We start from the raw sequence: 14,828 nt of genomic DNA, 5'->3' as shown, positions 1-14,828 counted from the left end.
AGGCGCAAGGTTTGGGAGTACATCCTCGCTCGGTATCCCGATTCTCTCACCGACTATTCCCCCGAGCACCCTGACTGGGCGGTTGTTGACCCTACGCGGGCGGATGGATGGCCCCTCCCCAACGTTGTGCTTATGACCTCCATCTCCACCCAGGACGACGCCGACAAGCGGCTCCTGTTCCTGCTGCGGACCCCGGCGGCCATGCGCGGAGTCAGCGTCGAGCCGATGCTGTCGGCCATCGACCCAACCCGGTACTTCCGCCAGCCATGGCTCTGCGAGTTCTGCTACAAGACTCACTACGGCCCCAGGCTACCGGCCGATTGGGACCTGGTTTGGCAGTCAGCGGTCTGCCCCGAATGCCAGGAGAAGGTCAAGCGGGACGGCGGTTACGGCAAGGTGTTCTGCGGAGCCTACGCGACGACGCCCGACCCGCGGCCGTGGAAGTCGCCGCTCCACTGGATCGTCGCCGGCGGCGAGACCGGCCCCGGGGCGCGACCGATGCACCCTGATTGGGTTCGCGGTCTCAGAGACCAGTGCCAGGCGGCGGGGGTGCCGTTCTACTTCAAGGGGTGGGGCGAATGGGTGGCCGAGGACCAGTCGCCCGAGGACATCCTTTTGCCGGGGCGGTCATGGTTGCCCTGGTGTAAGAGCCCCTACCAAGGCGACCAGACGGCGGTCTACATGGTCGGCAAACGCGCCGCCGGCCGCCTGCTCGACGGGCGGGAGCACAACGAGATGCCGGAGGTGAGACCATGAACATCTACGTCGCCTCCTCCTGGCGCAACAAAAGGCAGCCCGAGGTCGTCGCCGCTCTCCGGGCAGCCGGCCATGAGGTCTACGACTTCCGCAACCCCGAACCCGGCAACCACGGGTTCAACTGGGGCGAAATCGACCCGGACTGGAAGCAATGGACGCATCTCGACTTTGCCGAGGCCCTGGATCATCCGATCGCCCAGGCAGCCTATGACCTCGACAAGGCCGCGCTCGACTGGTGCGATGCCTGCGTCCTCGTTCTGCCTAGCGGGCGGAGTGCCCACCTTGAAGCAGGGTACTGCATCGGCCGGGGCAAGCCGACGGCCATCCTCCTCGACGCACACCCGCGGCCGGAGCTGATGTACAAGATGGCCGGGCACATCCTGACGGACTTCTGTGATCTGTCCGCCTGGCTGCTCACGATCGCAGCTGGCAAGCCATGACCCGCCGCCTGCTCCTCAGCCTGGCCTGCCTCGCGCTCTTCCTCGCCGTCAGCCCGGCCCGCGCCCAGGCCCCACCTAACCACGATGCCGCGCTGCCAACGATAGCGGAGGCTGAGTCCTTAGCCCTTGAGGCCGAGACTTTAGCAACTAGGATGGAGGTCACGCTCACCGTCCTCCAGGCGGCCACGAGTCACGGGCTGCCGGCGGACGTAGGGATGGCGGTCCTGGCGGTGAGCGAGCGGTACGGCCTGGACCCTCTTCTCGTCTGCCGGGTGATTGAGATCGAGAGCGACTGGGATCCGGGCGCCGTCTCGCGGTCGGGCGCGGTAGGGCTCATGCAGGTGATGTCCGGGACGGCCGCGGCGATGGGGTTCGACCCCGCGAGGTTGACGGAGGCTGAGTACAACATCGAGGCCGGCTGCCGGTACCTCGCCGAGATGGTGGCGCGGTTCGGGCTCACCGCCGGCCTGGTGGCTTACAACGAGGGCCCCAGGGACGTGGGCCGGGGGTCCAGGAGCGAGTACAGCGCCGCCGTGCTCCAGGCGGACGCGGACGATTGAGGGAGGGTTCTACCGGTGAGAAGCCACAGGCTCGACGTCCAGATCCATCGACCACGGATCGGCGTCAAGTCGGCGGTCAAGCCGGCCACCGGCGACTCGATCCTGGCCTCCGCAACCACGTTCATCTGCGGTGCGGTGACCGCGTTGGTCGGCGCCCAGTTTGGGGCGAAGGCTCTCGATGGCCTCCTGCCCGTCGGTGACATCTTCTGGGCGGTCCTCGCGAGCCTCATACTGGTCCCGGTCGGCCTGGCCACGGTTATCAGGGCATGGATTGAGTCCTGAGAGGGCCGTGCTTTTTTGCGCCCATCTGGACTGGACAAGCCTGCCAAGAGAGGGAGTGGGGACCATGGTCGGGCTCAAGTTCCTGGCCTTCGTGATCTACTTCGGGGCCCTGGCCGTCGTGGCCATGGTGACCATCAGCCGGGCCAGGGAGCCGCCAGGGGACCAGGATCAAGACGATGGGAGGTGGAGCCGGGGTGGAAGATGACCGCATCTGGGAGTTCTTGGGGACGACGGACCAGAAGATCAGGGACGCCGTCCTCGAGCTGGCCAAAGCTCTCGTGCTCAGGCTTGGGGAAGCCGTATCCAAATGTGAGTCTCCAATCGAGATGCTGTTGGGCATCTATCTGGTCGCGGCCCTGGTGGGATCGTTCCCAAGGATCACCATGATTGTTTCTCAGAAGGAACTGGAAACGCAGCACGGCACCTATCGGGTTGACTTCTGGATGACCTTCGCTGACGGCAAGGGGCCCAGCCTGGCCATCGAGTGTGACGGCCACGACTTCCACGAACGGACCAAGGAGCAAGCCGCCCGCGACCGGCAGCGGGACCGCCACCTTCTCGAGGCCGGACACCACGTCCTCCACTTTACCGGCTCGGAAATCTGGAAGGACCCGCAAGGGTGCGCTTCGGAGGCCCTCAGACATTTTAGGGGCCTCTGCCAAGAGTCCCAGACTTAGGGGGTCCAGAGCATGCCATTACCCTGGTTCAAGATGTGGGTCGAGGCCGGTCATGACGAGAAGCTCGAGACCCTCACCGACAAACAGTTCCGGGTCTGGTTCAAGCTACTCTGCCGGGCGGCCGGCGAGTCGACCCCCGGGGTCATCTCGGGGATGCCCGAGGAGGTTCTCCTCGGGGCCTGCGGGGTCAAAAAGCGTAACGCGATACAGGCGTTACATGTCTTGGAAGCGCTCCAAAAACTGCGCATTGTCGCCTTCAATTCTGACCCCAAAACGGGATACGACATCACCTTCATCAACTTTCTAAAGCGAAACAAGAAGAAGCCATCCGACCAGCCAGAGAGGGTTAAAGAGAGGGTGACACGCTCCCGTAACGCGAGGAAGCGCCCTAGTAACGCCCCTGTATCGCCCAGTAACGCCCTAAGAGTAGAAGTAGATAAAGAGATTATTACTACTACTCCTCCAGGGGTGAGGGTCACGCCGGACCCGCCCGGGGTCGGAGAGGTCATGACTGAGTTTGTCAAGGTCAGGGGCAGCCACCTCCAAACATCCAACAATGACTACCAAGCGGTGGTCGCGGCCTTGAAGGTTATGCCCCCCGAGGGCATTATCGCCTACATGCGCGAGGTCAGGGCAAAGAATCCCGGCAAGGAGATCAACGGCTTCGCCTACTTCCTGCCCGGCATAAATCAACTGGCCGCCAGCTCTGAGGTCGCCGCGGCTGGGGGTTCCGGACCCCAAGTGAACCGGAAAGCCCAACGCTCACCCGGCCCGAATGAAACCCAGCTCCAAGAGGCCAAACGCCGGTGGATGCAGCAGGGGGAGCCGATCGATGCAGATCCAAAACCTCGAGGCTGAGCAAGCCGTACTCGGCTCCATGATCATCGACGCGGGGGCCATCGACCAGGTGACCGCGGTTCTTCGTCCCGATCACTTCCACCGCGAGGTCCACCGGGAAATCTTCTCGGCCATCACCGAGGTCAGGGATCGCGGGTCCGCCGTTGACCTGATCACCCTGACCGACGAGATCACGAAGCGGGGCCAGCTTGAGGAGATCGGGGGCATTGCCTACCTGACCGCCCTGGCCGCCGCGGTACCCACGACCGCGAACGTGGCCGACTATGCAAAGCTCGTTCGAGACACCTGTGTCGCCAGACGTCTCTCGGCCGTGTACCGGAGTGGGCCGACCAAGTTGGCCGAAGCTGACGATATTCACTCCCACCTTGACACCGTTCAGCAGGAGCTCCTGAAGCTCAGCCAGGACGAGGCCCTGACCGAGGAACCGCGCCGGCTTGTAGACGTCATCGGGGACCGGCTCCAGGCATACGAGGAGAGGCAGACCGACGCACTCAAGACCGGATTCCTGGATCTCGACGTCGTCCTGTCCGGCCTCCACCCGGGGGACCTCGTGGTCCTGGCGGCCAGGCCGTCGATGGGGAAGACGTCCCTGGCCCGGGCCATCATCCGCCACGTGGCCACGAAGAAGCCGGCACTCTTCTTCAGCCTGGAGATGTCGCTCGATCAGCAGGTGGACATGCTGCTCGCGACCGAGGCCCGGATCCCTACGGCGATGCTCCGAAACCGCACCCTGACCGAAGCCGACTGGGTCGAGATCAACAAGGCCATCGCCCGCCTGGGTGACCTCAAGCCCTTGATCATCGTCGACCGCGGGGGAATGACAACCACGGACGTGCGGGCCTGGGCCCGACGGATGAAGGGGCGGCACCCGGACCTTGGCCTCGTGGCCATCGACTACCTCGGCCTCCTGGCGGACAAACCCGAACGAGGAGACAACCTTGACACCCTCATTGGCCGGATGACTCGGACCCTCAAGCAGACCGCCCGCGAACTCAACGTGCCGATCATGGTCCTCAGCCAGTTGAACAGGCGGGTCGATAGGGACTTCAAGGAGCACCGGCCAGGGCTGGCCGACCTGAGATCATCGGGCAACATTGAGCAGGACGCCGATGTCGTGCTGTTCATCTACCGCGACGAGTACTACGACCCGAAGTCGGACGAGAAGGGCATCGCCGAGATCATCGTGGCCAAGCACCGCAACGGCCCCACAGGGACGATCAAGCTCAAGTGGCTCCCCGAGTACGCGACCTTCGCGAATCTTGAGACCCACGGCAGAACCCCCGAGCCCCCGTCGGTTCGACAGACGGATTTCGGACTCCACCCGAAGCCCAAGAAGTGGTATGAAGAGAGGCCAACCGAATGAACGCGACCGTGATGGCCGACTCGCTGACCCTGACACAGGTGGACAACGCCGTCCTCGAACTCGCGGCCGATCGCCCGATCTGGGAGCCGCTCTACCTCGAGGACACGCTCAAACGACTCAACGAGCTCATGATCCGCCGGAGAGAACTGAGACAGCAACGGGGGTCGGCCTGGCCGGCCCGCCGCGGATGATCAACCGAGAGGAGTGACCGAGATGCCAGATTACCAGCCAGCCGAGCTCTACGAGGACATCGCCCGGGCCCTGTACGAGAGGATGCCCGAGCTGCGCCATGCCCCGGTCGGTTCAATCGCCTTCGTCGAGAACACGGCCAAGAAGTCGGTCTCGACCCGGCGAGTCAGCCTGGCCAAGCTCCTGAGCCGGCCAAAGAAGAAGGTCACCAAGTACGCCACGACCCGCAAGCTGTCGCCGCTGATCCAGTGGATGACCAACAAGAGCTATGTCATCGAGATCTTCCAGGATGCCGTCGAGTCTTTCTCGAGGGAGCAGCGGATCCTGCTCGTGTACCACCAGCTGAAGCACATCGCCTCTGACGGCTCGCTGGCCAAGCATGACGTTGAGGAGTGGGGCCAGGTGGCCGCGGCCATCGGCGCCGATTGGGCGACGACCCAGCGGGTCCTGCCTGATTTGCTCTCGCCCGACTTCGACTGGTCGAGGGCCCGGGGCCCGCAAATGACCATCGGCGAGGTCATCGAGGACCTCAAGGCGGAGGGCGTGACCTTGACGGTCGAGCCCGGGCCGGCGGCGGCCGCCCCGGCTGAGGCGCCGGCGGATCCCGAACCTCCCGAGGCGCCCGAGGTCCCGGCCGATCGGCCGCGGCGGCGGGAACGTGACCACAAGTGGCAGTCAGCCAGCGGCATGGGCATCAAGGGGCTCGTCCCAAGGCCGGCTGTCGGCGACGTCGCTGGGGGTGGGTCGGCATGATGCCTGAGGAAGACAAGCCCCGAGCCGCAGACCCGCTCGAGGTCTTCAGGGCCCTCAAAGACAAGCCGGCACCCGTCGACCCGTTCGTGATGCCGGAGGTGCCCACGGCCAGGTCGGTCATCAGGCTTGACGAGATCGAGGTCGTCTCGAACGTCCGCAAGTCGTTCGACCCGGAGAAGATGGCCGAGCTTGAGGCCTCAATCCGGGCCCACGGCGTCCTGCAGCCCATCCTGGTCGCTGCCCGGGACGACGGGCGGTACCGCCTGGTCGCCGGCGAGCGCCGGCTTCGGGCCGCCCGGGCCGCCGGCCTCGAGGGGGTCCCGGCCATGGTGGCCGAAATGACCGAGGCCGAGGTCGTCGAGTGCCAGGTCGTCGAGAACCTCCAGCGCGAGGACGTCTCGGCGATCGAGGAAGCCGAGGGGTTCCGGCAACTCGTCGAGGTCTGCAAGATGACCCAGCAGCAGGTGGCCAAGCGGATCGGGATCAGCCAGAGCCAGGTGGCGAACCGGCTCCGGCTCCTGCGGCTCCCGAAGGACGTCCAGGACAAGATCATTGCACGTCAAATAACGGCCGGCCATGGCATGGCCTTGCTCAAGTTGCTGCCGGAGCGGGGTAAGCCGGGGCCGCTCTTCGACGAGGCCGTGAAGAAGATGGCCGGCGGTGAGGTCTCGGTGGCCGGCGCCCAGCAGGTCGTCGACAATATCATCTGGCACCAAGGACAGTCGTTGGCCCGTGTTAAGCCGGGGGATGTCAGCCTCGGCTGGAAGCCCTACGAGGCCTGCTTCGATGCCGGCGCCGAGTGCCTTCGGAATCCTAAATCGGGCCGGTGCCCGTACGTCGTCGAAGCCGGCAGGCCATGGGACACAAGGCCCAAGGCCGAACTCCGGTGCATCAACCCCGAGTGCTGGAAGCGCAAACAGGATGCCGCTTATAAGCCCTTGGCTGAGGCGGCCAAGGCCAAGGAAGAAGAGCAGAAGAAGGCTGAGGCCAAGAAGGCCAGGGAGGATAAGCCCAAGGTCAATACGGAGCGGCCGCCCAAGAACGTGCCGCCGGCGCCTCCGATCGAGAACATCGATGTCCGTCTCGCTCAGCGACTCGGAAAGGCCGCCTGGGCGGCTGAAGACGATCTCGCCAAGTGGGGCGACTTCGAGTTCCGTCGGGAGTGCTATCTGCCTCTCCACGATCTGCTCAAGCACTTCGAGGAGCGGTCGAAGCTGGGGGCCTCGAACATGCCGGCGACCATGGAGCACGTCTACGTCGAACTGGTCGGGGAGGGAGTCACCTTCAGCTCTTGCTCGGGCCGGTCCGCGGAATTTGAGCTGGATCCGATGTTCGAGTTCAAAGCCGGGTCCGTCAACTTGGAGAGCCTGACCGTGAGCGATGTCCCGCCGGTGGCGCCCGTCTATTACTGCGCCGAGATACACAGGGGCGCGACGGGTTCCGGAAGCCTCATCCAGCGCGTGGCCATGGCCCTCGGCAAGAGTCGCGTCCTGGTCGTCGTGGCTTCGGATGCCGTTATGATGCGCCGCGAGCTGAGACCGCGCTGGTACGACCTCCTGAATAGCCTGCCGGCGTCGCCGGTGAGCTGCGTCCCGAACGAAGACAAGAAGGCGAACGATGATGACGTCGAGGCCTGCCGGGCCGACTCCGACCCAGAGGGCCTCGCAAGCGACCAGGCCAAAGAGCCTCCCGGTCAAGTGAACCGAGAAGGCCTCGGATGCGAAACCTGCCCGACCCGCCCGCTCTGCAACAGTGCCGAGTCCGTCAGGCTCTGCCGTGAGGCCAAAGCCGAGGCCCATGAGTCTCACGCTGACCTGATCGCCCGGGCCGCGGTCAACGGGTGCGGGGATCCGCGCCGGGAGTGCAAGACCTGCGCTGTCCGGAGCACGTGCAACTCCTATCAGGCCGAGGGCCCCGCAGCGGCCGTCACCGAGAGACCGCAAAAGATCGAGTGCGACACCTGCGACCGGGACGACTGCGACCACTGCCCCAACGACGTCGAGCCCGCCGCCCAGGAGGCCGCGGTCGACGGCCAGGCCGATGACGAGGACAAGCCCCTGAAGTGCAGCGACTGCGGCATCCGAAACGACTGCCGGCGCAACCCCGAGTACAAGCGGCAGTGCCGAGGGGAGGCCGCCGGATGAACCTCATGCTCGCCAAGGTCGTCGTCGTCACCGATCAGCCGGCCACGACCGTGAGCGCCGCCCTGAACGTGGCCCTCGACAAGCTCCGGCCGGCCGCCCGGGCCACCCTGGTCGAACTCCAGCCGGTGGCCAAGCTGGTCCCGGTCATCGGGCTGGTCGAGCTGGCCGTCCGGTCGAAGAACTGACCCGAGGAGGGAGATCATGGTCAAGCTCTCCGAGGACAAGCTCGCCGAGTACGCCCAGAGGACGAAGGACGGGGAAACGATGGAGGCCGCACTCAAGCGGGGGTTGCCGCTCAAGGACGTCTCCACGCGATTCAAGGTTGCCCAGATGACCGTGATCCAGGTCCGCCGGTTTCTCGGAATCCCGGGTAACCCGTCCGGCGGGGCCGGGAAGAAACGAGCCGCGGCGGCCCGCCAGGGCGCGATGGCGGCTATCATGGGGGTCGAGCCGCCCGTGACTGTGCAGGCCTCAGCGCCTGAGCCGGTGAACCGCCGGGCCCTCGGAGGCATGGTGGCCAGGAGCGTGGCCCAGCAGCCACCGTCTCAACCGGCCGCCCCGCCACCGGCCCCAGTCCCGGCCCCGGGCCCCGCTCCAGCCGTCCCCGTCCGGCCCGCCGATTCGACCTGGAAGTTCTCGATCAAGCGGCGGATGCCGGCGGCCGCTCTGCACAAGAAGCTCCAGCCCCTGACCGCCTTGCTCTCGGAGACGGATGGGGACGTCCAGGTCGACATCTACGTCGCCGACGTCCCGGCGAGCGCATCATGAACGCCCGGGAGATCAGGTTCACGGTCGAAGGTCAGGCAGTCGGCCAGCAGCGGACAGGTGCCTGCGTGGTCAACGGGCATGCCAAGGTCTATGAGCAGAAGAAGTCCCGGGGCTATAAGACCCTGATCCGTGAAAAGGCCCTGCAGGTCCGGCGGCCGGCCCTCCTGGAGGGAGCGATCAGCCTCACGGTCAAGGAGTTCCGGATGGTCCCGAAGAGCTTCTCAGCCAAGAAGCGGCAGCTCGCCCTTGCCGGCGTCATCCGCCCGACGACGAAGCCCGACTGGAAGAATCTCTTCTGGGCTGTCGAGGACTCGCTCAACCAGATCATCTGGCGGGACGACAGCCAGGTGGTCGACCCGGGCGAGTCCGGCAAGTGGTACGGCGAACCGCCCCGGGTCGAAGTCGTGATCCGCTGCCTTGACGAGCAACAGGAGCGACTCTTCGCATGAGGGGGCGGGCGTGGTGCTCATGGGACTGGTCGCCGGCCTGGCCATCGGCCTCCTCGTCGGTTTCGTCGGAGCCGATATGCTGCGGACCCTCGCCGGGACCCGGGCGCTCGAGGCGGATCCATTCCCAGCCTCAGTCGCCGCGGCTGCCCCTGGCCCGGTCCCGGATCCACCAGCGCCGTCCCCGCCGCCGAGACCGGGCGGGCGAGACATTGCACGTCAAATAGACCGGGCCATGGCCAGGGCCTGCGCGGGGTGCGACGCGAGGGAGGTCGCCGAGGCTCTGGCAAGCTCGGAGAAGCTGACCCACACGCGGTGGCCGCGCAAACGTCGCAAGTGACGGAGGGGCAGGATGCCACGGATCCCGGACTGGAAGCGGAACCTCATAGACTCCTACCGACACAGCCTCCGCTGCGTAGTCACGGCGACCGCGAGGGCCCGAAGCCGCATCGAGATGTCTCCCGACGAGGACCATACCGAGGAGGTCGAGGACCTCAAGCTCTTGAGTGGCATGGCCGGAGACGTGGCCTATGGCCTGGCCTGGCTGAGGCATGGGTACCCAGGCGAGGTCCGAGTTCAACCTCGGGTCACGGTGGCCTCGGACAATGTCCTCGAAAAGGGGCGGCCGCTCTGGCAGCCATCCAGCCCGGTCAGCAAGGAGACCATGCAGCACCTAAAGAGACTCAGCCGGCGAGAGCGTGAGGTCTATCTCATGTATCACGTCGAACGACTCGACAAGAGCGAGATCGCGCGGACCCTCCGCATCACCCGGCAGTCAGTCCAGGTCTTTCTCGACCGGGCCAAGACGAAGGTCGGGTAGGGCAGGGGGGTGCAGACAAGAAGAAGCCCGGCTAGGTCATTCTGGCTGGGCTTTTGTGCTTTGTCTGCGGGGGGACGGCATAGGGTGAGGGGACTTTTCTGGGGTGGGCGGAGTGTCTGTTACGCCGTTACACCTTTGGGGTCACCGTAACGTAACAAGCCGGGGGGAGGGGTGAGTTCCGATGGCCAGCATCTCGAAGATAGACCGGCATGGCCTTGGCGCCAAGGTCACGGAGCTCAGCCTGACCAAGTCGAGCCGCGAAATCGCCCGCATCCTCAAGGACGAGGATGGGGTCGACGTCAGCCACAAGGGCGTGGCCTGCTGGCTGAAGCAGGTCCGGGCCGAGCGGCGAGACGCCACGAAGGCCGCCGTCCAGGAACACATCAAGAAGTCGATCCCCAAGGACCTCGAGCTCCTGGACCACCTGATTGAGGATCTCCGCCAACACTACGAGGGTGAGAAGGTCGACAAGGACGGCCAGAGGATCCATCTCGACCTCGGGGACAAGCTCGCCGTGGCCAGGGAGATCCGACATGCGGTGGCCACGAAGCTCCGGTTCTCAGGCGCCCTCGAGGGGACCGGCGGCGGGACGCTCGAGGAGGCCCTGGAGAAGCTCGATGACGGCGACGGATAAGGACAGGGAGCTCCTCCGCCGGCTGAAGGACGACCCGGGGTACTACATCCCGCGGCTCCTCAAGATCAAGATAAAGCAACCGGGCGCGCCGATCGTCTCCCTCTTCCCCAACGTCGCGCAGCAGAAGCTCCTTACCAAGGTGGCTGAAATCAGAGAGCTGAGGCGGCCGGTCCGGATCCTCGTCCCGAAGGCCCGGCAGCTTGGGATCTCGACCATCACCGAGGGCCTGATCTTCCAGAACACGGTGACCCACAAGAACATCAACAGCCTGATCATCGCCCACGAAGATGACCCCGCCCAGGAGCTCTTCGAGATGACCAGGCTGTTCTATGACGAGTTGCCCCTGGCGCTGAGGCCGATGAAGCGGTATTCGAACCGCGCCGAGCTGTGGTTCGAAAACCCCCACGAGTGGGAACGGCGGTCGAAGCCCGGGCTCAGGTCGCGGATCCGCGTCGCCTCGGCCAGGAACGTCAAGATCGGCCGGTCGAAGACGCTGCATAACGTCCACTTGTCCGAGTGGGCGTTCTATAACGACCCGAAGACCCTGATCGATGGCCTCTTGCAGGCCGTCCCCAACATGCCGGGGACCATGGTCGTCGGTGAGTCGACGGCGAACGGGGTCGGCGGCCACTGGTATGAGACGGTCATGGCGGCCAGGGAGGGTGAGAGCGAGTGGATCATCCTCTTCTTCCCGTGGTTCGAGGCGGCCGAGTACCGGATGGGCCGGGAGGACGGGGCCGAGTTCCTGGGCCAGGGCCGCCTCGTCCTTGATGAGGAGGAGCAGGCTCTCAACAACGCTTACAACCTTGAGGACGAGCAGCTCATCTGGCGCCGCTGGGCGATCGAGAACCTCTGCGGCGGCGACCTCGCCATCTTCCACCAAGAGTACCCGTCGAACCTCGACGAGTCGTTCATCACCTCCGGCCGGCCGGTGTTCAACGTGATCAAGCTCCAGACCATGCGGCATAACTGCAAACCAGGGGAGAGGTTCACTGTCGAGCCAAGCCCGGACAACCCTTCAGGGCCTTGGCGGGTCAAGCCGGATCCGAACGGTGAGGTCGAGGTCTTCATCGCCCCGGACGAAGGTCACGATTATGACCTCGGCGCCGATGTCGCTGAGGGGCTGCCCGAGGGCGACTACTCCGCTGGCGAGGTCTGTGACCACGAGACCGGGGAGCAGGCGGCCGAGATCCACGGCCACTTCGACGACGACCTCTTCGCCCGCAAGCTCGACGGACTGGGCCGCTGGTTCAATAACGCCCTCCTCGGGGTGGAGCGCAATAACCACGGCCACTCGGTGCTGAACACCCTGGTCAACTACACGAAATACCCGAACCTGTACTTCCACGACGACTGGGATGACAAGGCGGGGACAAACGTAGAGCGGCCCGGCTGGCCGACGACGGCTCAGACCAGGCCGCTCATGATCACGGCCCTCCAGGAAGCCGTCCGGGACGGCTGGTGGAAGATCCATGGTTCGGGGCTCTTGGGCGAGATGATGACCTTCGCCTGGAACGCCAAGGGCAAGGCCGAGGCCACCGGCAAGGGCAAGCCCGGCGGGGCGAAGGACGACCGGGTCATAGCGGCAGGCATCATGCTCGAGATAAGACAGCGGCGGCGGCCGGGTCGGCCGGCCTTGCTCGACTTCTACAAACAGCAACGCGAGACCCAGGGAGGAGCGGTGAAGGATGGCGTGGTGGGATGAGATCGGCCGGCGGGCAACCGCCGTCGTGAAGGCAGCCCGCGGTGGCCAGCCTGTCACCATGGCCGAGGAGTACGCTCTGAGCCCCCAGGGCGACCCCGGTGCGCAGCTCGGCCCGGGCGCCGCTCCGCAGCCCTACCCCCTCGGCGGCGAACCACGGCAGTATCAGTATCGGGCGGGCTGGAACATCCCAGGGACGGCCGGCGAGGGCCGGGTCGACGCCCAGATGCTGCGGACCCTGGCGGATAGCTACGACCTTCTCCGCCGGTGCATCGAGATTCGGAAGAACGAGATCGCCTCCCTCGAATGGGACGTTGTCCCCAAGGAGAAGAACCGGCGGAAGAGCCAGCAGGTTCGGGATGAGCACGCCGACCAGATCGCTGGTATCAAGGCCTTCATTGAGTCCCCCGAGGCCTACATGGCCAAGGTCGACGGCAAATGGATCCGCCGGGGCCTGACCGCGTTCTCGGACTGGGTGTCGGCCCTCCTCGAGGACCACTTCGTCGGTGACTGGATGACAATCTACCCCCGTCGCAAGATGAACGGCGAGCTGCTCTCCCTGGAGCGGATCGACGGTTCGACGATCAAGCCACTCCTCGGCCTCGACGGCCGTGTCCCAATTCCCCCGCTGCCGGCTTACAACCAGTACATCCACGGCCGACCCGTCACCGAGTTCACCGCGGACGAACTCTATTACCGACCCCGGACGAGGCGGAACACGACGCCCTACGGCTTTTCCCACATCGAACAGGTCCTCGTCCACGTCAATGAGGCGCTGAGGTTCCAGCTCTGGACCACGGCCTACTTCACCGACGGGTCGATGCCTGAGGGGTTCTTCACTTCGCCCGAGGGGTGGACGCTAGAGCAGATCCGGGAGTTCAACGAGTACATCAACGCCGAATTGGCCGGCAACCCGAAGGCCCTGCGTCAGTTTCACCTGATTCCCAATGGCAGTACCTATATCCCGGTCAAGCCGTTCAACTTCGACGATACCTTCGCCCGGCACCTGATCGAGAAGACCTGCGGGCTCATGGATGTCCAGCCGATGGAGATCGGGTTTTATCCGAAGTCCGGTCTCGGTGGGGCTGGGTTCGGCGAGCACCAGGAAGCGGTCACCAAGCGGAAGAGCCTGCGGCCCACGGCCAAGTGGCTGGCCGAAATCTTCAACGACATCATCGCCAACTGGTTCGGCCATCCCGAGCTGGAGTTCAACTGGACGAGCCTGGCCGAGGAGGACGAGAAGGAACAGGTCGAGACGGACACGGCACGACTCTTCTCGGGCCAGGCCACACTCGACCAAATCCTCATGGAGCACGGCAACGAGCCGGTCGGAGTGGATACTCCGATGGTCCTCGCCGGCGCCACGCTGTACTTTCTGCCCGACCTTTTGGCCGGCCAGGAGGAGGGGCGTCCGGAGCCAACTCTGCCGCCGGCCTTCCCCGGGGCGCTGCAACCTGGTGGCCAGGAGCCGGGAGGCAAACCCAAAGGCCCCGAGCCGAAAGCCGACGACGAGCCGGCCGAAGAGCCCAAGCCCGAGAAGGGCGACAAGGCAGAGCCGCCGGTCGAGGTTGTCAAGGCGGCCCTGGCTGGCGAGCTGAAGAAATGGGAACGCAAATCACTGGGCCGCCTGCGTGATGGACGCAAGGCGGCCTGCGAGTTCGCGTCGGCGATAATCCCCGACGGGGTTAAGGCGGCCATCATGGCCGACCTGGCCGGGGCTGCGACCGTGGCCGACGTCCGAGACGTGTTCACCAAGGCGGCCGTCAGGCGCCAGGACATGCCGCGGCCCCGTGACCTGATCAAGCTCCGGCGGGCCCTGGCCAAGGACTTGGCGGGCTTCCTCGCCGAGGAGGGAGATCGTCTCGCCGATCATGTTGCCGCGGCCGAGTCGGCCCAAGCGGCCGTCGGCTCCTATAACTGGAGCCGGTGGGTGACCGGGGCGATGCCGATCCTGCAGAAACACCTTGAGAAACTCCACGCCCTGGGGGGCAAGTCGGCCCTCGGGGTCCTGAAGCTCCAGGGCACGTTCGACCTCAGGTCCGAGGCGGCCGAGGAGTACGCCCGGGCCCGGGCAGCCGAGCTCGTTGGGAAGAGGGTCCTGGCCGACGGGACGGTCATCGACAACCCCGACCGGCGGTGGGCGATCACCGAGACCACCCGTCAGGCTATCCGGGACGAGGTCGAGCGCGGACTAGCCGAGAGCCTCTCGGCGGTCGACCTGGCGGAGGAGTTGCGATCGAGCCACGCGTTCTCGGCCTCGCGGGCAACGACCATCGCCAGGACGGAATCCGGCACGGCTTACAACCGTGGGGCCATCGACGGGTACCGCGATTCGGGCGTGGTCGACGAGGTGGAGGTCTTTGACGGCGATTACGACGCGGAGTGCCAGGCGGCCAACGGGCAGATCTGGACGCTCGACGAGGCTGAGGCCAACCC

At 65.5% G+C, this 14,828-nt stretch carries 19 protein-coding genes; all 19 read left to right on the top strand.

What is annotated here, in order from left to right:
• Positions 1-756, top strand: a 756-nt coding sequence (locus VGL40_08070; GenBank protein HEY3315211.1) for a DUF5131 family protein, incomplete at its 5' end; no start/stop codon positions are given.
• Positions 753-1,196: a hypothetical protein gene (locus VGL40_08065; GenBank protein HEY3315210.1), complete on the top strand. Its 444-nt coding sequence runs from the start codon at positions 753-755 to the stop codon at positions 1,194-1,196. The genes VGL40_08070 and VGL40_08065, both read left to right, overlap by 4 nt.
• The gene (locus tag VGL40_08060; GenBank protein HEY3315209.1) at positions 1,193-1,756 is read left to right on the top strand and encodes a transglycosylase SLT domain-containing protein; all 564 of its coding nucleotides are present in this window, start codon (positions 1,193-1,195) and stop codon (positions 1,754-1,756) included. Before VGL40_08065 ends, VGL40_08060 begins: the two co-directional genes overlap by 4 nt.
• Before the next feature lie 15 nt (positions 1,757-1,771).
• On the top strand, positions 1,772-2,038 hold the full coding sequence (locus VGL40_08055; protein HEY3315208.1) for a hypothetical protein: 267 nt from the start codon (positions 1,772-1,774) through the stop codon (positions 2,036-2,038).
• Between the two features lie 64 nt (positions 2,039-2,102).
• Positions 2,103-2,243, top strand: a complete 141-nt coding sequence (locus VGL40_08050; protein ID HEY3315207.1) for a hypothetical protein — start codon at positions 2,103-2,105, stop codon at positions 2,241-2,243.
• Positions 2,233-2,715 carry a DUF559 domain-containing protein gene (locus VGL40_08045; protein HEY3315206.1) on the top strand — a complete coding sequence of 161 codons (483 nt, stop codon included), beginning with the start codon at positions 2,233-2,235 and terminating at the stop codon, positions 2,713-2,715. The genes VGL40_08050 and VGL40_08045 overlap by 11 nt, the downstream gene beginning before the upstream one ends.
• Positions 2,716-2,727: 12 nt before the next feature.
• On the top strand, positions 2,728-3,573 hold the full coding sequence (locus VGL40_08040) for a hypothetical protein (protein HEY3315205.1): 846 nt from the start codon (positions 2,728-2,730) through the stop codon (positions 3,571-3,573).
• The gene (gene dnaB, locus VGL40_08035; protein HEY3315204.1) at positions 3,548-4,936 is read left to right on the top strand and encodes a replicative DNA helicase; all 1,389 of its coding nucleotides are present in this window, start codon (positions 3,548-3,550) and stop codon (positions 4,934-4,936) included. The genes VGL40_08040 and dnaB overlap by 26 nt, the downstream gene beginning before the upstream one ends.
• Entirely contained in the window at positions 4,933-5,127 is a 195-nt protein-coding gene (locus VGL40_08030) for a hypothetical protein (protein ID HEY3315203.1), read from the top strand. The genes dnaB and VGL40_08030 overlap by 4 nt, the downstream gene beginning before the upstream one ends.
• Before the next feature lie 22 nt (positions 5,128-5,149).
• Positions 5,150-5,878: a putative metallopeptidase gene (locus tag VGL40_08025; protein ID HEY3315202.1), complete on the top strand. Its 729-nt coding sequence runs from the start codon at positions 5,150-5,152 to the stop codon at positions 5,876-5,878.
• The gene (locus VGL40_08020) at positions 5,875-8,022 is read left to right on the top strand and encodes a ParB/RepB/Spo0J family partition protein (GenBank protein HEY3315201.1); all 2,148 of its coding nucleotides are present in this window, start codon (positions 5,875-5,877) and stop codon (positions 8,020-8,022) included. Before VGL40_08025 ends, VGL40_08020 begins: the two co-directional genes overlap by 4 nt.
• Positions 8,019-8,207 carry a hypothetical protein gene (locus tag VGL40_08015; GenBank protein HEY3315200.1) on the top strand — a complete coding sequence of 63 codons (189 nt, stop codon included), beginning with the start codon at positions 8,019-8,021 and terminating at the stop codon, positions 8,205-8,207. The genes VGL40_08020 and VGL40_08015 overlap by 4 nt, the downstream gene beginning before the upstream one ends.
• A gap of 16 nt (positions 8,208-8,223) precedes the next feature.
• Positions 8,224-8,790 (top strand): hypothetical protein, encoded by a 567-nt coding sequence (locus tag VGL40_08010; GenBank protein ID HEY3315199.1) that lies wholly within the window; start codon positions 8,224-8,226, stop codon positions 8,788-8,790.
• Positions 8,787-9,239 carry a RusA family crossover junction endodeoxyribonuclease gene (locus VGL40_08005; protein HEY3315198.1) on the top strand — a complete coding sequence of 151 codons (453 nt, stop codon included), beginning with the start codon at positions 8,787-8,789 and terminating at the stop codon, positions 9,237-9,239. The genes VGL40_08010 and VGL40_08005 overlap by 4 nt, the downstream gene beginning before the upstream one ends.
• Before the next feature lie 13 nt (positions 9,240-9,252).
• Complete coding sequence (locus tag VGL40_08000; protein HEY3315197.1) at positions 9,253-9,576, top strand: hypothetical protein; 324 nt, start codon at positions 9,253-9,255, stop codon at positions 9,574-9,576.
• Positions 9,577-9,588: 12 nt separating this feature from the next.
• A complete protein-coding gene (locus VGL40_07995; protein HEY3315196.1) occupies positions 9,589-10,056 on the top strand; it encodes a sigma factor-like helix-turn-helix DNA-binding protein in 468 nt (155 codons plus the stop codon).
• Positions 10,057-10,237: 181 nt separating this feature from the next.
• Complete coding sequence (locus tag VGL40_07990) at positions 10,238-10,690, top strand: hypothetical protein (protein ID HEY3315195.1); 453 nt, start codon at positions 10,238-10,240, stop codon at positions 10,688-10,690.
• Positions 10,674-12,395 carry a hypothetical protein gene (locus tag VGL40_07985; protein HEY3315194.1) on the top strand — a complete coding sequence of 574 codons (1,722 nt, stop codon included), beginning with the start codon at positions 10,674-10,676 and terminating at the stop codon, positions 12,393-12,395. The genes VGL40_07990 and VGL40_07985 overlap by 17 nt, the downstream gene beginning before the upstream one ends.
• Positions 12,379-14,828: phage portal protein (locus VGL40_07980; protein HEY3315193.1), on the top strand; the 2,450-nt coding region annotated here is incomplete at its 3' end. The genes VGL40_07985 and VGL40_07980, both read left to right, overlap by 17 nt.

Source organism: Bacillota bacterium (genome assembly GCA_036504675.1).
GTDB lineage: Bacteria > Bacillota > Sulfobacillia > JAJYWN01 > JAJZPE01 > DASXUT01.
Note: the sequence above shows the minus strand (reverse complement) of the source record. Positions and strands in the feature narration are given on the sequence as shown.